Annotated in this window: 20 protein-coding genes; 9 read left to right on the top strand and 11 right to left on the bottom strand. The window is 47.5% G+C overall.

Annotation, left to right across the window (positions count from 1 at the left end; all coding sequences use genetic code 11):
* Positions 1-59 precede the first annotated feature (59 nt).
* Positions 60-533: an Lrp/AsnC ligand binding domain-containing protein gene (locus EXU85_RS13155; RefSeq protein WP_142772521.1), complete on the bottom strand. Its 474-nt coding sequence runs from the start codon at positions 531-533 to the stop codon at positions 60-62.
* Positions 534-1073: 540 nt separating this feature from the next.
* Between EXU85_RS13155 and lepA the strand changes: the two genes are divergently transcribed.
* Complete coding sequence (gene lepA / locus EXU85_RS13150) at positions 1074-2861, top strand: translation elongation factor 4 (protein WP_142772520.1); 1788 nt, start codon at positions 1074-1076, stop codon at positions 2859-2861.
* Positions 2862-2865: 4 nt separating this feature from the next.
* Complete coding sequence (locus tag EXU85_RS13145) at positions 2866-3357, top strand: hypothetical protein (protein WP_142772519.1); 492 nt, start codon at positions 2866-2868, stop codon at positions 3355-3357.
* A 330-nt stretch (positions 3358-3687) separates the two neighbouring features.
* Here EXU85_RS13145 and EXU85_RS13135 read toward each other — a convergent pair whose 3' ends face one another.
* Positions 3688-4269, bottom strand: a complete 582-nt coding sequence (locus EXU85_RS13135) for a hypothetical protein (RefSeq protein ID WP_142772517.1) — start codon at positions 4267-4269, stop codon at positions 3688-3690.
* Positions 4270-4486: 217 nt separating this feature from the next.
* Here EXU85_RS13135 and EXU85_RS13130 point away from each other — a divergent pair, with 217 nt between their 5' ends.
* On the top strand, positions 4487-5419 hold the full coding sequence (locus EXU85_RS13130) for a sterol desaturase family protein (protein WP_142772516.1): 933 nt from the start codon (positions 4487-4489) through the stop codon (positions 5417-5419).
* A 215-nt stretch (positions 5420-5634) separates the two neighbouring features.
* Positions 5635-6900 (top strand): hypothetical protein, encoded by a 1266-nt coding sequence (locus EXU85_RS13125; RefSeq protein ID WP_142772515.1) that lies wholly within the window; start codon positions 5635-5637, stop codon positions 6898-6900.
* Positions 6901-6905: 5 nt separating this feature from the next.
* Here EXU85_RS13125 and EXU85_RS13120 read toward each other — a convergent pair whose 3' ends face one another.
* From EXU85_RS13120 to EXU85_RS13105, 4 genes are all read right to left on the bottom strand, one after another.
* Positions 6906-8669, bottom strand: coding sequence for an ABC transporter ATP-binding protein (locus EXU85_RS13120; protein ID WP_142772514.1), 1764 nt, complete (start codon positions 8667-8669; stop codon positions 6906-6908).
* Positions 8653-10395 carry an ABC transporter ATP-binding protein gene (locus EXU85_RS13115; protein WP_246859546.1) on the bottom strand — a complete coding sequence of 581 codons (1743 nt, stop codon included), beginning with the start codon at positions 10393-10395 and terminating at the stop codon, positions 8653-8655. Before EXU85_RS13115 ends, EXU85_RS13120 begins: the two co-directional genes overlap by 17 nt.
* 179 nt (positions 10396-10574) lie before the next feature.
* Positions 10575-12527, bottom strand: a complete 1953-nt coding sequence (locus tag EXU85_RS13110) for an SPFH domain-containing protein (protein ID WP_142772512.1) — start codon at positions 12525-12527, stop codon at positions 10575-10577.
* Positions 12528-12762: 235 nt separating this feature from the next.
* A complete protein-coding gene (locus EXU85_RS13105) occupies positions 12763-14199 on the bottom strand; it encodes a BamA/TamA family outer membrane protein (protein WP_142772511.1) in 1437 nt (478 codons plus the stop codon).
* Positions 14200-14322: 123 nt separating this feature from the next.
* Here EXU85_RS13105 and EXU85_RS13100 point away from each other — a divergent pair, with 123 nt between their 5' ends.
* Together EXU85_RS13100 and EXU85_RS13095 are read left to right on the top strand one after the other, a co-directional pair.
* Entirely contained in the window at positions 14323-15852 is a 1530-nt protein-coding gene (locus EXU85_RS13100) for an MFS transporter (protein ID WP_142772510.1), read from the top strand.
* A gap of 97 nt (positions 15853-15949) precedes the next feature.
* Positions 15950-16897 carry a carbohydrate kinase family protein gene (locus EXU85_RS13095; RefSeq protein WP_142772509.1) on the top strand — a complete coding sequence of 316 codons (948 nt, stop codon included), beginning with the start codon at positions 15950-15952 and terminating at the stop codon, positions 16895-16897.
* 87 nt (positions 16898-16984) lie between these two features.
* Here the strand turns inward: EXU85_RS13095 and EXU85_RS13090 are convergent, their stop codons facing one another.
* From EXU85_RS13090 to lgt, 4 genes are all read right to left on the bottom strand, one after another.
* A complete protein-coding gene (locus tag EXU85_RS13090) occupies positions 16985-17617 on the bottom strand; it encodes a transposase (RefSeq protein ID WP_142776707.1) in 633 nt (210 codons plus the stop codon).
* Positions 17618-17710: 93 nt separating this feature from the next.
* Entirely contained in the window at positions 17711-19345 is a 1635-nt protein-coding gene (locus tag EXU85_RS13085) for a M1 family metallopeptidase (protein ID WP_142772508.1), read from the bottom strand.
* A 4-nt stretch (positions 19346-19349) separates the two neighbouring features.
* Complete coding sequence (locus tag EXU85_RS13080; protein WP_142776706.1) at positions 19350-21470, bottom strand: S9 family peptidase; 2121 nt, start codon at positions 21468-21470, stop codon at positions 19350-19352.
* A 286-nt stretch (positions 21471-21756) separates the two neighbouring features.
* Positions 21757-22602 (bottom strand): prolipoprotein diacylglyceryl transferase, encoded by an 846-nt coding sequence (gene lgt / locus EXU85_RS13075; protein WP_142772507.1) that lies wholly within the window; start codon positions 22600-22602, stop codon positions 21757-21759.
* 191 nt (positions 22603-22793) lie between these two features.
* Between lgt and yidD the strand changes: the two genes are divergently transcribed.
* The 3 genes from yidD (at position 22794) to EXU85_RS13060 (ending at position 24049) form a co-directional block, all read left to right on the top strand.
* The gene (gene yidD, locus EXU85_RS13070; RefSeq protein ID WP_142776705.1) at positions 22794-23003 is read left to right on the top strand and encodes a membrane protein insertion efficiency factor YidD; all 210 of its coding nucleotides are present in this window, start codon (positions 22794-22796) and stop codon (positions 23001-23003) included.
* 147 nt (positions 23004-23150) lie between these two features.
* Positions 23151-23525 carry a co-chaperone GroES family protein gene (locus EXU85_RS13065; RefSeq protein ID WP_142772506.1) on the top strand — a complete coding sequence of 125 codons (375 nt, stop codon included), beginning with the start codon at positions 23151-23153 and terminating at the stop codon, positions 23523-23525.
* 140 nt (positions 23526-23665) lie between these two features.
* Complete coding sequence (locus EXU85_RS13060) at positions 23666-24049, top strand: DUF4174 domain-containing protein (RefSeq protein ID WP_246859544.1); 384 nt, start codon at positions 23666-23668, stop codon at positions 24047-24049.
* Between the two features lie 30 nt (positions 24050-24079).
* On the opposite strand, the gene EXU85_RS13055 is transcribed toward EXU85_RS13060, so the two are convergent.
* Positions 24080-24793, bottom strand: a complete 714-nt coding sequence (locus EXU85_RS13055) for a hypothetical protein (protein ID WP_142772504.1) — start codon at positions 24791-24793, stop codon at positions 24080-24082.
* Positions 24794-24825: the final 32 nt, after the last annotated feature.

Genomic DNA, 24825 nt, shown 5'->3' with positions numbered 1-24825 from the left:
GCTGACGAATAAACCTGCGTGAGCTATTCAACATCAAACTCCGAACTACAAACATCAAACTAACTCTCTGCAAACGGAATAGGACGGTTAACGCTTTCCTCAAGGGAGATAAAGGTTTCTGTACGTTGAATACCAGCAACTTTCTGAATCTTATCATGAAGTACTTCGCGCAGATGTTGTGTATCCCGGCAAACGATTTTGGCAAAAATGCTGTAAATACCAGTTGTGTAATGCACATTCACCACCTCGGGTATTTTTTCCAGTTGCCTGGAAACTTCCTCATAGAGGGAGCTTTTATCTAAATAAATACCCAGAAACGCACTGATATCCCAACCGAGTTTGGCGTGATCGATTACTAGTTGCGATCCGCGAACAATGCCCATCTGCTTCAACTTGTTCATTCGCACGTGTACTGTCCCGCCCGAGACGAATATTCGCTTGCCAATTTCCGTATAAGCCATGTTCGCATCCTGCATTAATAAACTCAGGATTTTTAGATCCGTATTATCAATTTCTAAATTTTTTTCGGACATTTTAGCTATATTTTTGATGGATCATAACAAAAGTAACATATTTCTGAACGCATGATAAATTTTAGGAAATTTTTATGTAAAATTTGCAACAGATGTACTGAATGAGCTATCTTTGTATTGTCAAGTTGATCGAGCGGGGTCACACGCCGGTCTTCTTGGCTTTTTTTCCTCACACTGTAGGATGTCGAAATTGGCAGACGTGCCCTCCTGTCTCGGGGGTGGTGATAAAGGATAAACGCAGCATAATGCCGCCTTCGTGGCGACTGGGGTTGACCACCAGAGTTGTACTGTAGCTAACTGCACCGTGGGCGGTTCGAGTCCCCCTCCTACAGCATTTGGTTTTTAGTTTGTTGATGAAGTGTAATTGAACACGCCGGCTCCCCGATGAGTCCGGCGTTTGTTTTTTATGCGTATTTTTGCAGATTAATAAGGTAGTATTCGGTTTGTGGTATTCGGTTTACGGTGGGCTGACGCATTAACAGTCTTTGCCTCAGCCCACCGTAAACCGAATACCACAAACCGAAAACATCATTTCCCTACGTGAAACATATCCGTAATTTTTGCATTATTGCCCATATCGACCACGGTAAAAGCACCCTGGCCGACCGATTATTAGAGTTCACAAAGACCGTTGGTTCCCGCGATATGCAGGCCCAACTGCTCGACGATATGGATCTGGAGCGTGAACGTGGCATCACCATCAAGAGTCACGCTATCCAGATGGACTATATGTACAAGGGTGAACTCTACACGCTAAACCTGATCGACACACCGGGTCACGTAGATTTTAGTTACGAGGTCTCTCGCTCGATTGCCGCCTGCGAAGGGGCATTGCTTTTAGTCGATGCGTCGCAGGGAACGGAAGCACAAACGATCTCAAATCTGTATCTGGCCCTTAATAACGACCTGGTTATCATCCCCGTCCTGAACAAGATCGACTTGCCGGGTGCCAGGCCCGAGGAGATTAAGGACGAAATGGTGGACCTGCTCGGGTGTGACCGTGACGATATCATTCCGGCATCGGGTAAGGAGGGTATTGGTGTTCCGGAAATTCTGGCCGCTATTGTGGAGCGAATTCCGCCCCCTAAAGGCGAGCCCTCAGGTCCCTTGCAGGCGCTGATCTTCGATTCGCACTTTAACTCGTACCGGGGTATCGAGGTTATTTTCCGGGTTAAGAACGGCCGTATTCGCAAGGGCGATAAGGTGAAGTTCATGAACACCGGCAAAGAATACACCGCCGATGAAATTGGCACGCTCCGCCTGACCCAGGAGCCCAAAGATGTGATTGAGTGTGGGGATGTAGGGTATCTGATTTCGGGTATTAAAGTAGCCAAAGAAGTAAAAGTTGGCGATACCGTTACAACTATCGATAATCCAGCCAGTGTGGCTATTCAGGGTTTCTCGGAAGTAAAACCGATGGTATTTGCCGGTATTTATCCGGTAGAAACCAGTGAATTCGAAGACCTTCGCGATGCCATGGAGAAGTTGCAACTCAATGATGCAGCCCTCGTGTGGGAGCCCGAAACATCGGCGGCTTTAGGCTTTGGTTTCCGGTGCGGTTTCCTCGGTATGCTCCACATGGAAATTGTGCAGGAACGTCTGGAGCGCGAGTTCGACATGACCGTAATTACTACGGTACCATCGGTGCGTTTCGAGGTGATGACCACCAAAGGTGAAGAACTTCAGGTATCGGCCCCCGCTGAAATGCCCGATCCAAACCTGATCGACTACATTGAGGAGCCGTTTATCCGGGCTCAGATCATCACAAAGGCTGAATATGTGGGTGGTATTATGAGCCTCTGTATGGATAAGCGGAGTTTGCTTAAAAATCAGGTATACCTGACCGCCGATCGTGTTGAACTTCAGTTTGAGATGCCATTGGCCGAAGTCGTGTTCGACTTTTTCGATAAACTCAAAACGATCTCACGCGGTTATGCCTCCCTCGATTACGAGTTTATGGATAACCGAGAATCGGACATGGTGAAGCTCGATGTAATGCTCAACGGCGATAAAGTCGATGCGCTCTCCGCTATTGTTCACCGGTCTAAGTCGTACGAATGGGGAAAAAAACTCTGCGAAAAGCTTCGCGAATTAATTCCCCGCCAGCAGTTTGAAATTGCGATTCAGGCAGCTATCGGTCAGAAAATTATTGCCCGCGAAACCTTAAGTGCTCTCCGAAAGGACGTATTGGCCAAGTGTTATGGTGGCGACATTTCCCGCAAACGTAAACTGCTCGACAAGCAGAAAAAAGGAAAGAAACGAATGCGGCAAGTCGGCAATGTCGAAATCCCGCAGGAAGCCTTTATGGCAGTTTTGAAGATTAATTAAGGCATTGCAAACCCTTCATTTTGACGCACAGGGCCATCTGGTTCCATATGACTTAATTGCAACTGATTGGGAGTCGTTTGTTGAAACATTCGGATGGAATGATCATCGTCTTGAATTAATTGAGTTGTTACATTCGCTTCTAAACGATATTAACAAACTTTCTATCAGATCGCTTACCCTTTGGATTGATGGAAGCTTTGTCACGAAAAAAGAGAAGCCGAATGATCTTGATGTGGTGTTTGTTTTACCCAAAATAATCCATCATCAGTTTGAGAAGGATTTACGCCTACTAAAAAATCAATTTGCTAGATTAGATGTATATTTCGTACGGATGATTGATGAGCGTGAACGGGATCATTTTCTGTATGTTTCAGACCGTGCGGAATGGTTATTCCAGTTTACAATGACCAAACCAGACCGGGTAACGCGACGGAAATTCCCTAAGGGTTTTATACAAATAACTTGGAACAATGAATCGACGCTCAAACTTACATAGTGAAATCGTGGATGTTCTAACTCGTATTGAGCGGCTTAATGACATGGTCCAGTTGCATGAGAAACAACCGTCTGTTGACTCATTAGCGGTTGAAGGGTATGAACGGCTTAGGCAACAATATATAGGGCAACTAGAAGAATTACTAGCGTCCTTAAACATACGGGCCGACATACATTTACGGGCTGCTTGATAGACAAGTCGGTAATGTCGAAATCCCCTAGGAAGCTTTTATGGCGTGCTTGAAAATTAACTAATAAGAAGGGCAGCTCGGAAACGAGCTGCCCTTCTTATTAGTAGTCGAACAAATTACCCACGAAGGCAGAAATGATGTTATTTCGCGGAAGCTGTTGCCGAATTACTTGTCGATGCTATTTTGATTTTCAAACCAAAATCTTTGCCTTTCGAGACATCTTTCAAGGTGACCGCCCCTCGTTTCCAGCCCGACCAAACCGTGCCCCCATCGCCGGGTTTGGGAGTTCCGTAACGGGCGGTAAAGTACGAATCCAGGTCTTTCTGATAATCGCTCACCGACTGGCGAGTGTTTAAAAATAAGTCTACATCAATCGCCGACACTTTTTTATCCGTTTGATAATAGAGTATATCTGCTGTTTCGAGATTTTTCAACTCAATTGTGTAGCCAATGTGATCGGAATCACTCTCGAACGGTTCCCCTTTTTCAAGCCCTTTCACGTTCGCGAACTCATCACCTAACTTAATTCCACGCCAGTCGCTATCGGCGGTTAAACCTAAGTTGGCTATACGTTCGGTAATCGGAATATCGGTAGTTGATTCAGTTGTAGCGGCAATTGCAGTGGAGTCCGTAGCTTGAGTATCCGTCTGCTTGTGGTTGCTACAGGCGCTAAAAAAGAGTGCTGAACTAAGCAAGCCGATCGTAAAATAGTTGTACTTCATACATGTCAGGTTGATTTTGCAAAAGTAATGCATTAGCCTAATTCTCTGCCAAGCTTCGTTTGCGAGTGCTTTTCATAGATGATTCGCTTATGCCGCCATTGATAGTATTTTACGAATTTAATCTTATACGATTCCGTTCAATTACTCGGATACAAAAACTCAACGGATCAAATGCAGTTCCTAAGTGCATAACACGCATTGCGATGAATGGCCTATCATGCATTTTCCTTTATTTGGTGCCAGCAAAATTCCCTTTGACAGTGTACATACTATCGAGAAAAACATCCCCAATATAATTCTGTGGGCTGTACCTGTCATGCTATTTTTTACGGCTATCGAAATGGCCGTTACCTATTATCAGGAGAAAGAGTTCTACGAGAGAAAAGAAACAATTGGCTCCATTCTGGTTGGTCTGGGGAATCTGGTTGTAACGGCTGCCCTCAAGCTCGGGTTACTTTACCTCTGTATCTGGATTTACAATCTGATTCCCTGGCGCATGGAATTGCAGTGGTGGACGCTCATTCCCTGCTACATTATCTACGACTTTTTCAGTTACTGGGCGCACCGGGTTTCGCACGAACAACGCTTCTGGTGGGCAACGCATATAGTTCATCACTCAGGTGAATTTTACAATCTCACAGTCTCCTATCGGTTGAGCTGGATTCAGCACTTAAAGATCGTGTTCTTTTTGCCGGTAGCGTTTATGGGTTTCCACCCAATTATTTTCTTCGTCACCAATCAAATTGCGGTCTTGTTCCAGTTTTGGGTGCATACCGAATACATTCGTCGGATGCCTGCCTGGGTCGAGTATATTTTTGCAACACCGTCTAATCATCGGGTACACCACGGTTCGCAGGAGCAGTACATCGATAAAAATTTCGGGGCTACCTTCATTTTCTGGGACCGTATATTTGGCACATTTGAGCCTGAAGATGAACCTGTTATTTACGGCATCACAACCAATATCCCGAACAAGGCGAACCCAATTTTTATCAATTTCCATGAACTCAGCGATATGGTCGCCGATGTCAGAAAAGCGAAGGGCATTCGTAAAAAGTTGTTTTACATATTCGGGAGCCCTGTAAAAATTGCTGAAGAGAAAAAACAGCAGATGCTTCAGGAGACGTCTGAAGTTCAGGTACCTATCTGATTTCCTATTAATCGGTCGTTAGCCTATTCCCATACTGTTCCTTATCCAACAAATTAGGCAGGCAATTATAAAACTACCATTAGCTACAATACAAGCTACTAATATTAATTGTAAATTTTCCAATGTTTTTAGTAGCTACTTGTTTATTAATGTGGCTATTAGCTATTTTAGCAATAAAACTTATCCACCACATTTCGTAATCTATCTTCCCACCCATGCTACGTTACAAAACGTACAGCTTCGTGGCCCTGCTGTTTATTTACGCTGGTGTCGCCTGGCTCAGGAATGGCTTTCAATTACCCGTATTTCTTTACTCCGACGAAACTCATTTTTTCAAAACGACCCTTCAGTTCGCCCGCGAACCAATTCCATCAGCCAGGCTTTTGCAAACCTATTCAGAGGTGATTACGCCACTTGCCTTTATCATCGGAGGCTGGATTTGCCGATTGTTCGATCCGACGATTCAGACCCTCAGGCTTTATAATGTTGCCCTGAGCTTTCTGCTGTTGACGACACTCCTTTGGTTAAATCCGGGCCCGGCACGACGCTTCTGGATCGTTGTAGCAGGTCTTGCTATTAGCCAGTACTATTATTACTGCAGCGTCTACTTTTATACAGACATGACAGCGGTGGCCTTTGTTATGGTCGGGTTGATAGCTTACCTAAAGCGGATACATTGGCTAAGTGGCGTTTGTCTGGCCTTGGCAATCAGCACACGTCAATATATGGTTGTTTTCCCGCTAGCTATTCTAGGATTCGAGCTTGTACAGGCATACAAACAATCGAGCCACGAAACCAGAGTAGGTTACCTGATTCGATACCTTCGCTTCTCGCGTTGGTATGTAGCGGCTTTGCTAACGTTGGTGGGCTGGATATTATTCTGGAACGGACTGGGGCCCTCGGCTGAAATAGCTCGCCAGGAGTACGATCGAACGCAATATAATCTGCTTTATAGTCCAGGATTCGTGATGTATGCAGCCGCTTGTATAGGGGCGTATTACGTTATACCTGAGTTTTTGATCAGACCACACCTATCATTTTATTCTGACTATGTTAAACGGCAACCCGCCCTAGTACTAACGTGGCTCTTACTAATTTGTGCGATTATAGTCTGGTTTCCTGCCCGTCAAACCTACAATGATTATTTTAAGGTCGCTGAACTGGGATTGCTTGATCGACTTGTGATGTCAGTTGGATTCAACAATGTTTCGAAACAGATTGTATTTGGTGGATTAATGTTACTTACGGTGCTACGCTTTGCCCGATTTAACAGCGGTCTCGCAGGATGGATAGCGCTTGTGAATATCCTGATGCTTGGTAAAGCTTATGTAGCATGGGACAAATACCTGTTGCCTACCATCACCGCCTTATGGTTTCTAACCTTATTTGATAAATACTGGCCATTGGTCCAAGCCAGCATTATTCAGCAGAACCTCAAAAATGAGGTATATACAACTGACTTATCATCAGTAGAAAATTGAAAGGCTTAACTCGTCCGTTTGTCGTGCAGGAGCATATCGACCGCATCATTGAGCGAACCGGCTCGCGTCACTTGACCCGAGTTGATGAAGAATATTTCGTCGGCACTTTCAATGGTGTTCAGGCGGTGCGCAATGATGATGCGGGTGGTCGTTTCGGGTAAATTTTGGAGGATTTCTTCCAGTAACTGCTCCGTAACGGTGTCGATATTGGCGGTAGCTTCGTCCAGAATAAGTAAGTCTGGGTTGCGTAAAACGGCCCGCATGAAGGCAATGAGCTGTTTCTGACCCAGACTGATCGCATCGCCACCGGTCTGCACTTTGGTATCCAGGCCATCGTCGAACCGCTCCAATAGCCCTTCCAGGTTCGCCTGCTGAATTACGTTGGCCAATTGATCGTTGGAATAATTCTCGTACTGTTTATTCCCATACAGAATATTCTCGCGAACTGTGCCGGTAAACAGAAAAGGCTCCTGCAAAATAAAGCCAATTTTACGGGTACGTTCTTCGGGTTTATATGAGCGAATATCTTTCCCATCGAGCAGCACTGTTCCACTGGTTGGATCGTATAAACGGGCAATCAACGAAGCTGTCGTGGTTTTTCCGCCCCCCGTTGGGCCAACCAGCGCGTAGGTTTTGCCGCGTTCCAGGTCAAAATTGATGTTGTGCAGCACCTCCTGTCCATTCGGATAACTGAATGACACCTGCTGAAATGAGAGAAGTGCCGAAGTCGGTACCGTTACTGAATTCTCAACGGTTTTCAGATTCGTTTGCAACGCCAGCAGGTGCGAGATACGATCCCAGCCTGCCAATGCTACCTGAAAATTCGTCCACAACGCGGCCAGTTGCCGAAGTGGGTTATAAAAATTGTTCACATACGACAGAAAGCTGATCAACAAACCAATCGTAAAATGGCCGGTTGAGATCAGGTAAATACCGAATGTGAGGACAATTAGTTGACCGAAATTGGCTACCATACCAATAACAGGTGCCATGACGTTGTTGGCCAGGCCGGCTCCAATGGCAGTCTGGTAACTCTGCTGATTGGCTTCGTCAAAGCGCTTCCGGAAATAGTCTCGTCGATTGAAGGCAATGATAACCTTGAAATTGTTCAGGCTCTCCTGAATCTCGGCACTCAGGTTACCAACACTTTTCAGGTTACTCGCATTCTTTCGTTTAATCCAGGCCGCCGTCAGTGTTGTAAAAATCCACATCAGGATCGCTGGCGACAGGGATGCGGCTCCAAGCGGCAAGTCGATAAACAGCAAAAACAGCCCTGCGCCCAGCATAATAAAAATGCTGCCCACGAACTGCATCAATGACTGCGAAAAAAACTGATTCAGTTTATCGGTGTCATTATTGATCCGGGAGATCAGATCCCCTGCTTTGTTCTGGTTAAAAAAGGCGACCGGCAATTCCTGTAATTTATTAAAAACCGCATTCCGAAGTCTGAACAGGGTGCGCTGTCCTACCTCCCCCATCATGCGAGTTTGCAGATAGTTGGTCCCGAACGCAACGACATACAGGCAGATCAGAATACCCGCATTCCGCAGAACGCCATCGTACTGTTTGGTCTGAATGTAGTTGTCGATGGTATGACCAATCAGCATTGGCCCAACCAGCGTCAGGCCCGAATTGACCAGAATGGCAACAAACGCCAGAATCAAGGTTGGGCGTTCATCCTCAATAAGGGTCAGTAGTTTCCGGAGGGCTTTGTAGGTGGCATTCTTCTCCTCTTTTTGCCCGGTAGCCTGATTAAGATCGTAGTTCATACTGGCTGGTGCTGCGTTGCGACTGATAAATCTGAACGTATTCGGGACTGGTGGCCATCAATTCGGGATGGGTTCCTTTGGCAATAATTTCGCCCTCCATAAGCAGGAGAATCTGCTCATAGTCTTCAACCGGAGCAATCTTCTGCGTTACCGATAACAGGGTTAAGCCGGGATAGTTCTGTTGCACTCCCGCCAAAATTTTCTGCTCGGTATTGGAATCTACCCGCGCTGTGAAATCATCCAGTAGCAAGACTTTGGGGTCGAGTGCCAGCGCACGAGCGAGCATGATGCGCTGCTTTTGCCCGCCCGATAAGCTAGCGCCCCGCTCGGAAACGGTAGTCTGGAGTTTATTGGGCAGCGACTCAACAAATTCCCGTAATTCGGCGGTGTCAATGGCTTTTTTCAGCGACTCGTCGGTCACGGTTTCGCTGAACGCAATATTTTCGCGAAGGCTCAGGTTGAACATAATACTATCCTGAAACACAAACCCAACCTGTTGGTGGAAAGCCTCTTCGTCGTACATATCAATGGGCCTGCCATCGTACTCGACCGTTCCCGACGTGGGCTTTAACAAGCCGGTCAGCAAAAAGAGGAGCTGACTTTTTCCGGCCGCGGTTGGGCCGACAATAGCGGTTCGGGTACCGGCTTTTACCGAAAAAGAAACGTCTTTCAGCGCGGGTTTATCGCCGTAGTACATCGACACGTTTTTGAGTTCAACGTCGCCCTTAAGGGTAGCTTCTACGCTCCCGGTTTGCACTGTTTCAGGTGCCTGCAACACAGCATTGATCCGCTCAAACGAAGCCGACGACTGCGCAATAACGTTGCTCATAAACCCAATGACAATAATCGGAAAAATCAGCAGAGCGAGATAGCTGTTAAAGGCCGCAAAATCCCCAAGCGACATGCTACCCGTAATGACAAAATGGCCACCCAGCACCAGAATGGTTAAGCCCGCCATATTAGCCGTAAAACTGATTACCGGAATCAGGGCTGCGAACAAGCGTAAAATGGCTATACCTAAGTCTTTCGCGTCGGTATTAGCCGCCAGGAATTTGTCGTACTCCAGCTGTTGCGAATTAATTACCCGAATCAACGCCGAACCAAGAATACTTTCGTTGATGACTTTATTGAGCCAGTCGATTACTTCCCGGCTACGCATAAACAATACCCGTACTTTCTTGAGTAACAGATAAAACGTAATGCCAATAATCGGCACAATTGTCAATACAGCCAGCGCTAGTTTCCAGTTGATGCTGATGAGTAGAATACTCGCTCCAATAATGATACAGAGCGATGAAACAATAGAGACAATAGCCTGCGAGACAAATAGCTTGACAGAATCAATATCCGAGGTCAGGTTTGTCAATAATTTCGACGGGTTCGTCTGTTGAATATAGGTAAAGCTCTGCCGAGATATTTTAGCCGCTACTTGTGTACGCAAATCCCGCGCTACACGCTCCGAAGCGTACGTTTGAACAACACTTTGCAGGTAGGTGAACACAAAAATGAACAGCGTAGCTACCAGAAATTCGATGACGATGGTGCGCAACACAAATTTTCCAGCCGAATAATCGTCGATACCGTGCGAGATGAGCATCGGTAGAACCAGGTTGACGCCATTGCTGATCAAGGCAAATAGAATCAGCAGCAAAATCATTCTGGAATACGGCTTTAGCAGGCTCAACAAAGACGATGAAGGCTTTTTAGGGGCTTCTTTTTGCGGCATAGCTTTGTCCATGAAAAATGCCAAAGACGACGCTTTGGACTGGGGTGAAGGTTAGCACAAAGGTAAGTAGCGCGGGTGGAAACCCGCGTAGCCGGAGATTAAATTGTAGAAGAATAGTACCTACAACTTAACCTTCGGCTACATGGGTTTCCACGGCTATGGACGACCGTCCGTACTACCTATTTCGCAACCTCAACAGACTTCGTTACATCCACAATTTTGGTAGCCTGCCCCGTCTTCCGTTCTTCGATTTGCTCGAGCAATTTCAAACCCATAAGTCCGTTCATTGAGCCCTCCGTACCAGTACCTGATCCGTTGATGACAATATCTGGAATGACACGAATATGACCTTTGCCAATTTCTTCGGTGATCTTGAAGCGCGTAAAGTTTTCGTCGCCCATCGCGCGTACCTGCAATTCGTAGGCTTCGGCCGTGGACCGGCCAATGGCAAGGATTTTCTCGGCTTCGGCATTACCCGTTTTAGCAATCCGTTCCGCTTCGGCATCTGCGGTTAGTTTTGTGGCTTCGGCATCCGCTGCGGCCTGCCGACGACGGGCTTCGGCATTAGCTTCTGCCCGCACTTTCGTTGCTTCCGATTCGGCCCCCACCTGCAATTTTAAACTACGGGCCTCTCCTTCCGATTTTTTAACGGCAGCATCGGCTGTACGCTGGGCAATTTCGACACTTTGCTGCGCTTTTACGACTTCGCGCTGAATATCGGCCAGGGCCGTTTCGCGTTCCATACCCTGCCGTTTTTCCTGCGCCATCCGCTGGGTTTCGTAGGTTTTTTCTTCTTCCTGCGCAATCTTCCGATCGGTGAGGGTTTTCATCAGGCTATCGGGTGGCACAATATCGCCAATGAGTGTATCCACAGCGTTCACGTTATAAATTTCCAATACCGCCCGGATGTGTTCACGAGCGGCTTCCTGACGCTCTTTCCGGGTACTCAGGAACGCGATCACATCCGAATCCTGCGCTGAGTTCCGGAAATAGTTACCAATCGTTGGTTCCAGTACCTGCGAGACAAGGTTGGTCATGCTCCCGAATCGGGCAATCACTTTAGGCGCTTCCACTGATGGGATATGAATGATCTGAGCCACGTCGAGGTTGAACGGGAAACCGTCTTTCGAACGAACAGTGATCGTCGAGAGGTTACGATCAAGATTATGCGCTTCGGTACGGGCATTGGCCCAGTTCAGCACCAGGTTCGTTGTCGGCACACCTTCAACCTTCATTGTAAAGGTATTGACGGGGTATTTACCCGGCCCAAGCGGTTCCATCCAAACACCCCGAAAGCCTTTCCGAACGATATTCCCGTGCTTGAACGATTCACCGGTAAGGTCTTCGCCATCTTCACCAATGTATGAGATCACCACACCTACATGCCCAATAGGTACTTCGGTCATCGGAATCTCTTCGATCTGGACAGCCCAGGGGTTTATGTAATACGAACCCGCCAACACAACCTGCGGTTGAAGCCCTCGATTACCACCGTTTTGCAGGAAGAAATCGACGTTCTGGAAGTTGTTATGCCCCTCAACATTCTTACCGGCAATCTGACCCGGTTGCAAAGGCGCACCATCGAGCGTCGTGATAATTCCGACCATGTTTTCCTTGATAACGGTCATGTCGGCAATCGTCACCGTGAACGCATAGGGATTGATCCGGTACGTACCCGGTGTGAGTACAGCCGTTTGCCGACCTTTTTGTCCTCCACTGGATAAGAAGCGTTCCGTATCCTGAAAATTATCGGAATCGACACGTCGGGCCAGGATATTACCCGTAGGCAATTCGGCTCCGTCATTGGATAGAACTAAGCCAATCCTGCCTTCGGGAACAACCATAAACGGCTGCATGGTAATACCATATTGCCAGGGCCACATCCACCAGTATAAGCCCGGCGCCAGCGTTTGCGCCTGATAACCAGCTTCGCCTTTGGTGGCAATGATACGCCCATCGGGCAAGCCCCGATCGGTACCCACAAGCACATATTTTTTGGTCACCAGACCAATCCGGTCTTCGGGAACAATAACCATCCCGAACAGAAACCGTAAGACTAATTTGTAGAGCACTACGGCCATTAAGAGCAGAGCTACCCAGCCCCACGTGGATACAAGGGATAAAAATTCCATGAATAAACTGATGTTAAACGGTTAAGAAAATGAAACGTACGCGGAAGAAAATCAGAGTCGAATGACTCGCTGTAGTAAGCGGAAATTGAAGACGATACGTCTACATCGGAGTAGTGATTAGTTTGTCAGATTGACGCGTCAAATGTATAGATCAACGCAGTTCCAACGCATCAGAATTCGGATGATTGGTTACCTGAGAACCAACTTGTGCAGGGGATTTGATGAGTGGAATTAATTACAGCTCCTGCGCTAGATTGAAGAAAAATCCGGTGTTGCCCTGTGCATTGATGGTTCCACTAAAGCGCATCACCAGGTTATAAAAAGACACCACATCGAGGCTGAGCCCTGTACCAGCCAATAAGCGATTCGCTAACCGGCTCTGGTATTGTTCAGCAACGGTACTGCTAACGTAACCCGTGTCGCCAAAAACGGTAAGATAGGCCGCAATGGGTACCGTGTTAAACTGCCGGACATGCAACCAGTTCAACTGTTTGCGAACATTAAAGAGTTGGTATCGAAGGCTGTTCCGCCAAATAAAGGTTCGTTGCCCATCCACAACAAACAGTTCATAACCGCGTACCATATCAGTGGAACTGCCCAGGCCACGCAAACTTATATAAGGCTGACGTGTGGGCCAGGTGGAACGAGCCCGTAAGCTTCCTGCGGCATAAAAGTGCCCTCCCAACGGCCAGTAGCGCGTGATAGAGGTTGCAAGATCCAGAAAATGAAAGTTATCAGTAGGCAGTATTCCAGAAACCCCGATGCCTGCCGAAAACAGCGTGCCTTGTAATGGATAGACTACATTATCACGGCGGTCGTACCGATAGTTGTAGCTCATTGCCAGAAAATGCTGGTTAGTGCTGCCATCTAACAAATAGTCGGGGTTAAGTTTGGCAATCGTGTCCGCAATAGTATTCTGCGTATAACGGGTATCGAGTGTATGATAGTGATACAGGCCACGTCGATGGGTAAGCGTCAGGGCGGCATATTTTCGCTCCCGTAGCACCTCTTCCGATTTTACATAGACCCACTTATCAAACTGGGTGCGGTAGGGAATTTCCTTGTTTGTCACATACCCTACGTCCATGCGTAAGCCAATTTTTTGGGCACGGTCAATATAGGGTTTAGAATAGGATAGGATTGTTCGCTGCAAAAAACCACGCTCAAAAATAACCTGAAGTTTGTCATTATTGCCGGTTACGTTACGGTAGCTAAGATGCCCCCCATAAATGACCCGACTAAAATCATGCCCCCGATCGTACCACCACTCGTTAAAATTACGGTCGGCCAAGTCAAAAACAGGGTACGCCACAAAATACCACCGCTCTTTCATAGTCACCGTAAGATCGAGTTGGGCAAGTTGCGTTGAATCAGCCGAGGGTATCAGTTGGGTTCCCATATCGACCGTCACAAACAGCGTCGTATTGCTAATATTACGCTGATCCCAGGCAACACGGCCCGGTAAATCGGCCAACCGAACGGAATCCCCAACGTGAAGCGTCATTTCGCGTAGGATAATTCGGTCTCGGGTACGGTAGTTTCCTTTGAAGGTTATTGAACGTACAACGATTTTCTGAGTCGAATCCGTCGAGACAGTAGCAAAGACAACTTGAGATGACAACAGAAACACCGTTAGGGCCAAAATAAGGGTCGGCCACGTTTTTGGAATCATTCTCAAAAGTACGTCTTTTCAAAAAAATAAGACAAGATTATCTCCATATCCTGCAAATCAGTACGTATTATTGCTGACTACTCTGTAGAAACCTATGATGACTGTTTAAATATACTATAATCAATGCAAACGGGAAGTGTTCAGAAAACCTCTGCAAAAGCTAAGCCCAACTTAAGTTTCTGGCAAATCTGGAATATGAGTTTCGGCTTTTTAGGGATTCAATACGGCTTTGGCCTACAGCAAGCTAATATGAGTCCTATTTACCGCTATCTGGGTGCTGATGAAGCCTCCATTCCGGGTCTCTGGCTCGCTGGACCATTAACCGGTTTATTGCTCCAGCCAATTATTGGAGCGGTTTCGGACCGAAGCTGGTCACCTACCTGGGGACGACGGAAGCCGTTTATTCTCGCCGGGGCGCTGTTCGGTAGCATAGCCATGATCATGATGCCCAATTCATCGTATGTCTGGATGGCCGCCGGGCTGATGTGGATGCTCGATGCGGGCTTGAATTCGGCCATGGAACCTTTCCGGGCCTTCGTAGGTGATATGCTGAACGATAAACAGCGGCCTACGGGCTTTGCCGTCCAATCGTTTATGGTGGGCTTCGGACAAACCTTAGCCAACTTAATGCCGTATATCTTGCCACTTCTGGGCATTTCTATGGTACTGTCGGAAGGGCAATTGGCCAACGGCATTCCCAACTCAGTGCGTTACCCGTTTTACATTGGCGCAGCTGCTATCCTGATTTCTGTGCTGTGGACGGTCCGCACCACGAAAGAGTATCCGCCGGTTGACGAAAATTATAAAGAGCAGCACGAGTTTACTGCCGAAGAAAAGAAGTCGATTTCGTTCTGGCATGTAGCCTTAGCCGTTGGGGCTGCTGTGTTGGCCTTCTTCTTTGCTGCGCGTATAGGCGGTATCTCAACGGGCCTGATGTGGGGAGTTGGTGTACTGGCAGGCAGTTACCTGGTGCTGAGACTTCCTATTTTCAAAGAGATTCTGGCATCGCTTTCGGCAATGCCAACCGTTATGCGGCAGCTTTGGTGGGTGAAGTTTTTTACCTGGTATGGCCTGCCGCTGATGTGGCAATACCTGTCGCTTGCAACGGCTAAGTACGCCTTTAACGCGCCCGATACCGTGTCTAATAGAGCCGGATTCGAAGAAGGCACCAAATGGGGTGGACTTTGCTTTGCTATGTTCAGCATCTCCTGCGCCGTCATCTCAATCTTCATCCCCCGCATTGCAAAAGCCATTGGCAGCGCCCGAGCTACCCACGCCGTGTTCCTTACTATTGGGGCTATGGGCTTCTTCCTGACGCTTACATCGAACGACAAATTTATTTATCTGGCTGGCATGACTATTATTGGGTTAGCCTGGGGGTCCATTATGTCGATGCCTTACCTGATGCTGGCGAGCGCGGTTCCTAAAAATCGCATGGGTGTGTACATGGGCATTTTTAACGGTTTTATCTGTGTCCCTCAGTTTATTGGTATGCTTACCGTGCCGCTCTATTACAAACCTCTGCTGGGCGACGATCCCCGTAACGCGCTTGTACTGGCGGGTATCTGCCTGCTGTTGGCTGCAGCCTCCTGCTTTCTGGTAAAAGAAATCAGAAAGACCGACGAAGAAACCATCCCGATTGAGCTTGGTTAAAATTAAGTTCTATTCTATTGGCTCTTTTTGTTCTTGTGATTAGTTTTCCAGCGAAATAGCTATCTCTGAAAGCTAATCACAAGAACTTTTTTTATACATGGCAAATTCACCCCGCCCTTACGCTCTCCTTTCGGTTGGCGAATTACTAGCCGATTTAATTGGCCACCACGTGTCGAGCAGTTTGCTTGATGCCCAGGACTTCAGGCGGTATCAGGGTGGGAGCCCCGCCAATATGGCTACGAATATGGCCCGCCTGGGCGGTCAGGTGGCGCTGGTTTCCTGCGTTGGTGATGACAATATTGGCAAATACCTGGTCCGGCAGATTGAAGAATCAGGTGTGGATACCCAATTCATTACCGCTGATCCTCTGGAGCCGACTACCATCGTTCTTGTTTCTAGAACGGCTGGCACGCCCGACTTTGTTGCCTACCGCCATGCCGACTGTCAGCTGAAACCAGAACAGCTACCAGATTCCCTACTGGCGCAAACGCAGCTGTTTCATACCACTTGCTTTGCTCTTAGTCAACAACCTGCCCAGGATACCATTATCGACGCGGCCCGACGGGCGAAGGCTGCTGGTTGCCAGGTTACGATTGATGCAAACTACGCCCCCAGTATCTGGCCAGATCGCGATCAGGCCTGGCGTGTGCTGACTGATTATTTTACGGCTGGTGCGTTAGTAAAAGTAAGTGAAGATGATGCTGAACGGCTCTATGGCTCCCCCCAAACGCCAGAGCGGATTTTAAGCGATTTTCATAAAATGGGGGCAACCACTATCTGCTTAACCCTTGGCGCTAACGGAAGTCTGGTATCGTATGATGGCGGAACGAAACAAGCGCGAATACCGGGCAAAAAGATTGATGTGGTGGATGTTACTGGCGCTGGTGATGCCTATTGGGCGGGCTTTTTAACAGCCTACCTGGATGGGTATGCACCCGGAAACTGTGCCCATGCCGGAGCGGCCTTAGCCAAAATGAAACTGACCCGTCAGGGGCCATTGCCTGACAAGGTAGATAGAAAGTTGATTTATGCAGACTTTGAGTAAATTTCTTTAACCGCAAAAGGCGCAAGGGATAACGCAAAGAACGCTAAGTGAATATTCATTGCGTTCTTTGCGTTTAAAATACCTTCCTTACTTCAGATCCGCCAGCTTATCCAAATCGACGTCTTCGAGCGCGGCTTTGATTTTGTCCATGCTGACACCTCGTCCCTTTATGGAAACAATGAATCGTTTATTGACCAGTACCGCTATTTCGCCATCTTTGTTGGCGTTGTCGTACTTCTCATATGCCTTATTGTCGCCTATTTTCGTGGTTTTTTCGTAGCCATTTTCGGTTTCCTTATCAATTTCGAGCATAGACCAGGCAGCCAGGCCCATCATCATCGCCGAACCGCCCCCATCGATGAGGGACAATTCTATCGTTTCGCTCCCATCTTCGTTTGCATATTTACCTTCGGCGGTTGAAACCGTAAATCCAGCAGCGCCATTTTTCTCACCAGTAGCTTCTTTTCGAGGTAGTCCATCGGCGTCAGCTGGCAGTAATTCTTTGAGCGTTCGGAAGTCCACTGTGGCAACGGGACCTTTTTTTCCCAGTTCTTCGGCCTGATTCGCCATCTCTTTCAAGGCACTCACAGCGCCCAGCGTAGATACGGACTCTTCTTCTTTTTTCTCTTTTTCTTCCTCTTCTTCTTTACTTCCTCCGCAGCCAACCAATAACATTACCGGGAGTAAGCCGGCCCAAAGCCAGTTTCGATTTGTTCGTATCATCGTGTTTTCTAGATAAGAATGGGGTAAAGGTTAATCGATAGCAAGCTACTGTTTCTTCTAATAGGATCGCTATTCTTTTGAGCAAACGTTCTATTCTTTAATCTGCTTACAGAGAACGTAGTAGTTCGCATCGACCGTTATTATTGTAGCTCCTTTTGCGGGCATTGTTTTCCATTGAGCGGTGGGTTGTAGTAGCTGAAAAGGCCCTGTTTCACCGAAGCAAATGCGTACAGGCATAGCAAATCCGGCTACACAGTTGGCCCAGCGGTACTGGATTCCACTCCCTACCGACCGATATTCAAGCACCGGAATGCGAATATCTCGCAGATACTGATCAAAAACAGGCTTGAGGTTAATCCCTGCTTGCTCACTCATATACTGCTCGATCTGATTGGTGGTAACGGTCTGATGGTAGAATGTCTTGTTCATTCCGCGCAGGATTTGCCGCCATTTATCATCATTTCCCACAAGCTGCCGGATCGTATGCAGCATATTGCCGCCTTTGTAGTACATATCACTCGATCCCTCATGGTTTACGTTGTAGGTGCCAATGATTGGGCGATCATTCCGGATGTTTGCCCGGCAACCGATTACGTAGGTGGCTCCGGCATCTTTACCGTAGTAATATTCCGTGAACAGGCATTCCGAGTAGTTCGTAAAACTCTCGTGAATCCACATATCGGCCACATCTTTATAGGTAATGTTGTTAGCAAACCACTCATGGCCGGATTCATGAACGATGATAAAATCCCAAAGCAATCCCCAGCCCGTACGGGAAAGGTCGCGACCCAGATAGCCATTCCGAAAGCGGTTGCCATAGGTTACCGAACTCTGGTGCTCCATGCCCAGATAAGGCGTTTCGACTAATTTATAGCCGTCTTCATAAAACGGATATGGCCCAAACCAGTACTCAAACGCCTTCAGCATCTTGGGTACCTGCCGAAACTGTGCCTTAGCAGAATCGGCATGCTCGGGGAGGGCATAATAGTTGAGCGACAATGCCCCCTTCTCCCCCGTGTAGGTTTCGTCCCAATGCACATAGCGGGCAATGTTCAGATTGACCCCATAGTTATTGATCGGGTTTTTAACATACCAGTCGAAGGTACGGGTGTGGTCGGGATTGGTTTTCGTCTTAATCAACCGACCGTTCGATACATCGGTTAAATCTTCGGGAACCGTCACGCTAATGGCCATCGAATCTGGCTCATCGTACATATGGTCTTTACAGGGCCACCAGGCACTAGCCCCCAATCCCTGACAAGCCGTGGCAATAAACCAATTCCCTTCTTTATCGTGCGACCATACCAGGCCCCCATCCCAGGGTGGGCGTTTAGCTACGCGAGGTTTGCCCGCATAAAAAACCGTCACCGATTCGTTTTTGCCCGGTTGTTGGGCTTTCGTCAATGTTACAAAAAAAGCGTTGCCATCCCGTCGAAACTTGAGCGACTGCCCATCCTGCTCAACGCGTTCTACCTGAAGCGGACGCTGTAGGTCTACCTGCATGATCTGGCTTGCCTTTAACACCCGGTACCGAATTTCGGTCGAGCCTTTCAGGGTGCTATCGGCAGGCTGCACACGAACCTTCAGGTGATAAAATGTCAGATCCCACCATACTCGCTCGGGCGTGATCGAGCCCCGCAATGTATCGTCGTGGGTAAATTGGTAGCGCTGCGCAGCAGCCAGACCGGACAACAGCAGCAAGCAAATGGTTATAATTCGAGTCATGAGTTTAGCGTGGACCTGGTGGGCAGTGAGTGTGTAAATAATTCGTGTAGAGTGTTCGCAGGTGCTGTTGTGTACCTTCTCCCTCCGAAATACCGTGCGATCGGTTCGGATAGGGCATCACCTGAAACTGCTTATTGTATTTTACTAATTCGTTGATCAGCAGTTCGGCATTGTCGTAATGCACGTTATCGTCGCCAGTACCGTGAATGTACAGTAAGTTACCCCGCAGGTTTTTCGCATACGTAATCGGCGATCCGGCCACAAAATCGTCCCGATTTTCCTGCGGTAGCCCCATATACCGTTCCTGGTAAATATTGTCGTAAAATAACTGGTTACCCACTGCCGCTATCGAAATGCCGGTTTTGTAAATCTCGGGGTATTGGAATAACAGATGCAGGGTTGTTGACCCTCCCCCACTCCAGCCCCAAACGGCCACTCGACTAGTATCGATGTACGCATGTTGCGCAAACAGCTTCTTAGCCGCCATGGCCTGGTCCCGGATGTTAATCCGTCCAATCTGCCGGTAGATCGACTTGCGCCAGGCTGCGCCTTTCAGGTTGGGTGTGCCCCGGTTGTCGAGCGCTACGTAGAGATACCCCTCGTTGGCCATATTGCCCAGAAAAAGCCGATTCTGACCAACAGAGAACACATCGTTGACAGTACTGGAAGCCGGTTCGCCATACACGTAAAAAACGATCGGGTATTTTTTCGTACTATCGAAGTCGGTTGGTTTGGCCATCCAGCCATCGACCGTAACGCCATCCTCAGTCGTAACTTTGAAGAAACTAACGTTCGATTTGGTAACGGGTTTCATCCGTGTCGCCATGCTTTCCTGCGCATTGACGGGTTTATGATCGGGCAGGGTTATCCACTCCTGAACGGGTGGCGTCTGGTAATTTGTAAATGAGTGCTGGGCCAACTTTCCATTCGGGGAAATCACATAGCTATGGGTTCCATCCAGTCCGGCAGGCGTCAGTCGTTCGGCTTTGCCTTTACCATCCAATCGGGTGCGGTACAAATATCGTTGGTTCGTGTTCTGGGGCGATGCGATAAAGTAAATCTGGTTGGTGGCCTCGTCGATATGACTGATCGATTCGATATCATACGAACCCGGTGTCAGTAAGGTTTCGCCTTTGCCGTCAACACTTATCCGGTAAATGTGCCGCCAGCCATCTTTTTCGGAAACCCACACGAAGGCTTTTCCACCATTGAGCCACTCCCCCCCGTTTGGGTCATTATTGTTCCGCTCTCTAACATCGACCCAGGCTTTATCCGTTTCGGTATAAATCGGGGTAATCGACTGGTTTGTTGTGTTGCAGACAAACAGTTTACTTTCGTTCTGTTTGCGGTTCAGTTGCTGGATAAACAGGTTGCTACTGTTGGGTATCCAATCCATCCGATTCAGGTAGTGTTGCTGCGGATCGCCAGGAATGGCTAACCAGGTCGTTGGCGGTACGGCATTCTGGCCGCCCGTTGCCGAAACGACACCAATCCGGGTTGGCGACGGAGCTTCGCCCACTTTCGGGTATTCGACCGGAATGACACGCGAGTAAACGGAATCGGTGGTGTTCAGCATCAGGTAATCACGAATCTTGGTCGCATCCACCTGCCAGTAGGCAATCTGCTTGCTATCGGGACTCCACCGAAATCCATCTCGGCAACCGAACTCCTCTTCATACACCCAGTCGAACGTACCGTTGATACGCTTACGGGTTCCATCGGTTGTGAGTTGGGTTTGTTGACCCGTAACAACATCTTCTACGAACAGATTGTGTTCACTAACATAGGCCACAGCGTGCCCATCTGGCGATAGCTTGGCGAACATCAGTGATTGGGCAGGACGTCCCTTGCCCAACTGACGAGACTGGCCCGATGTGCGATTGAACAGATAATAATCTCCTCGTGTGTTGTAACGCCATACCCTGGCCGTGTTCGTAAAAACCAGGATGTTGGCGCTATCGGGAGTGAACGCAAAGTCCGAAATAGTCATGCGTTGCGTACTCCCTGGCTGACGCAATTTTTCCTGCGCGAGTAAAACGGTTTTTTGCCCGGTCCGAATGTCGGTTTTGACCAGATCACCCTGGGTACCGGAAATGGAGGCATTTCCATTGGCAGTCCAGTGCATTTGTCGACCGGGTACCTGAGCCTGGGCAATATAAGTACTCAGAAGTACAACTAAAAGTAAGCGTGTTTTGGGCGAACTAAAAAAAGACGGGTTCACAGAATGAAGTGTATAGATGAGGTAAGTTACCTTCAAAAATACAGCATTTTCTGAGTTCCCGTCTTACAATAGGTTCGGTGTTGTAGGACAAGTTCTTTTTTGACAGGATTAACAGGATTTTTTCTGCGATTTAATTCTGTAATCCTGTCAAAAAAAGAGGGCTAAGCCGATAATTTCAATGTCTGACAAGTTAGGACTCAATCTCTTTCGGCTCGTCGCGTGCAGGTAGTACAACTGGACTCCGATAACTCCGTACCAGGAAATAAACACCCATCAACACCGCCGGGATACTTAAAATCTGGCCCACATTTAAGGGCAGGCTATCTTCAAATGGTACCTGATTTTCTTTCAGGTATTCATAAAAGAAACGCAGTCCAAATATCCAGATCAGGAAAATACCCAACATGCTGCCACGGGGTGTTAGCTCTCTCTTCCGATTCCAGAACCAGAGCAGAATAAAGAAGATCACCAGACAGGTAATGGATTCATAGAGCTGAGCCGGGTGACGCGGAATTTTAGCATATTCATTATTATTCATGAACACAAATGCCCAGGGCACATCCGTTGGGCGACCCACAATTTCGGAGTTCATCAGATTACCAAAACGAATGCAGGCTCCTGCCAGGGCCACTACGATAACGATGCGGTCTGTCACCCACAGAAACGTCTGGTTAGTTAGCCGACTCTCTTTTCGACGGGAATAGAGCCATAGGCCTGTCAAAATACCAATAGTGGCCCCGTGACTGGCCAACCCGGCAAAGGGTGGTGTAATAACAGTTAACGGATGATGCAGTAAAACTTCTGGTTCATAAAAGAGGAAATGGCCAATCCGAGCCCCGAGAATCGTGGCAACAACCATGTAAATCAACAACGTGTCGGTATCAGCAACAGGCTTATCTTCTTTTTTGAAAATGTAGCTCATAATCTGCATTCCAATCAGAAAACCCAGCGCGAACAGCAACCCATACCAGCGCACTGAGAACGAGCCAATGTGAAAAATTTCAGGATTAACTTCCCAAATAATGTATTGAAGCATAAAATGAGTAAATACGTTTAAGGTTTGACGTCTGTAGTTTAAAGTCTGACGTCAAGAGTTATCTCAGGAAGTACAAACGTCAAACTTTAAACTACAGACGTCAAACAAGAGTATGATACCAACTAACGACGGCGGACAAAGATACATATTGCGGGAAAGTTTTTGGGCGTTTTATTGTTTATGCGTGTATGATGAAAACAATTCTCATTGGGCTGGTTAAAATTTATCAGGCCATTGTGTCACCTTATTTCCCCAATGCCTGCCGGTATACCCCAACCTGTTCTCAATACACAATCGGGGCCATTGGCAAACATGGAGCTATTCGGGGTGGGTGGATGGGCCTGAAACGCATCAGTCGTTGCCATCCCTGGGGTGGTCATGGCTACGATCCGGTACCATAGCATTGCCATTGGTCGATTCGTTCTGGTAGGTAATTGGTTCATTGAATCCTGACATTTTGACTTAATCACTCAGCTAGCCCGATTTTTGCCTATCGACTCACGACCGCAAAGTCGGCCTTTTATTGCTTGTATTGACTGAAAACTACCATGCTTGGGATTACTGCCGATAATAAACTGAAACGCCTGATTGTTGTAGGCGACCGGGTACTGATTAAACCGAAAGATCCGACCGACCGCACATCGAGCGGTTTGTATTTACCGCCAACCGTACAGGAGAAAGAACAGGTACAGGCAGGCTACGTTATAAAGGTTGGACCGGGCTATCCTATTCCCAATCCAACTGAAGACGAACCCTGGAAAGAAACCGAAGAAAAAGTGAAATATATGCCGCTCCAGGCACAGGAAGGCGATTTAGCTCTCTACCTGCAACGAAACGCCATTGATGTTCAATACGAAGGAGAAAACTACGTTATTGTACCTCAGGGGTCAATTCTGATGCTGGAACGACTGGAGGATTTGTAATACGATTCCGATGAGCAATGCGGCAGAAAGGTCGTAGAAAGTCTGCAAAATCTGCGTCTGAAAAGCCGCATTACACAAACACGATGCGAACTTACTGGTTGATACGTCTGATGGTCCTATTAATGGGAATCATGCCTATTATGGAAAGCGCTGCAAGCCAACCAAAGTCGCTTAAAGCGATGTTACACGAAAAGAAGGATAAACGTCGTGTCCTGTTGCTCTATAGCCGTGATAACACACAGCCTTTTCTAGCTAATCAGCAAAAAGCTTTGAATGAAGGTAAGGCAGGATTAGTTGAGCGCGATGTAGAGGTACTTGTGCTTATTGGATCGCAGATAACGGAGCCGGATCGTCAATTTTTGATCCAGAAGTACAAGTTAGACCCATCGGTTGATTTCCTGGGCTGGTTAATCGGCAAAGACGGTGGCATCAAACAGGTCTACAAAAAGCCAGTCACCGTAAATGAACTGTTTAGGACAATTGACAGTATGCCCATGCGGATGCTGGAAATGAGAAATCAATAACTCCCTACAGGGCCGCCTTTTAGGCTCAGATTATTGGGTCTCCAAAAACCTCAATACCCCAGCAAATTCAGACCAGGATTTAAGTTTTAGTTTTTGGTCGGCTATATATCGTTCGATTTGATCGGCATTCTTTGGGAATAGACTTACCAATGATTTTTTAGTTGCTAAAACCGAGTTCATTTCGCCGTCGGCTAATTTTACGAAATAGTTTTCGGCAGCAGGTTGCCCTTTAGAAACCCAGACGTAATAATCCTCCCGTTTGGTGTACTTCTTTTTCCCGTAATCATCAGACATGGCATCGTTGTTGATTTTAACGGTTGAGTAGATGAACCGGACAAGTTTTGTCTTCCGCCCATCAAAAAGAATTTGGTAAAAATCGTTCGTTGATCTCGTACCAATAGCGGGAAAGCCTTTTTGAAAATGTACGGTATCCGGCTCCAGGATTACGAAATCAGCAACCGCATTTACAGGGGTTACAATCTGGTTGCCCTGTGCATATTCGACCTGTCCTGTTTGGCTATTATACCGTAGTTTGCTGACTACCCGTTTATTACCAACAACCAGCCAGCCATTTCGTACCGTATCGCTGGGTATATACGGCGATCCTTCTACCCCATGAAAACTAGCAAATGAAGGGGCTGAAATACGAACATTCTGAATAGTATTATACTCAACCTGAGCCTGGGTAAAGGTGGTAGTCATTGCTACTAAAATAGTCAGGCTGACGTAAAGTTGTCGGTACATGTTAATAGCAGGTTGTTAGTGTTTTTTTGCTG

This window comes from Spirosoma sp. KCTC 42546 (assembly GCF_006965485.1).
GTDB lineage: Bacteria > Bacteroidota > Bacteroidia > Cytophagales > Spirosomataceae > Spirosoma.
This window is presented reverse-complemented; position numbering and strand designations above follow the sequence as displayed.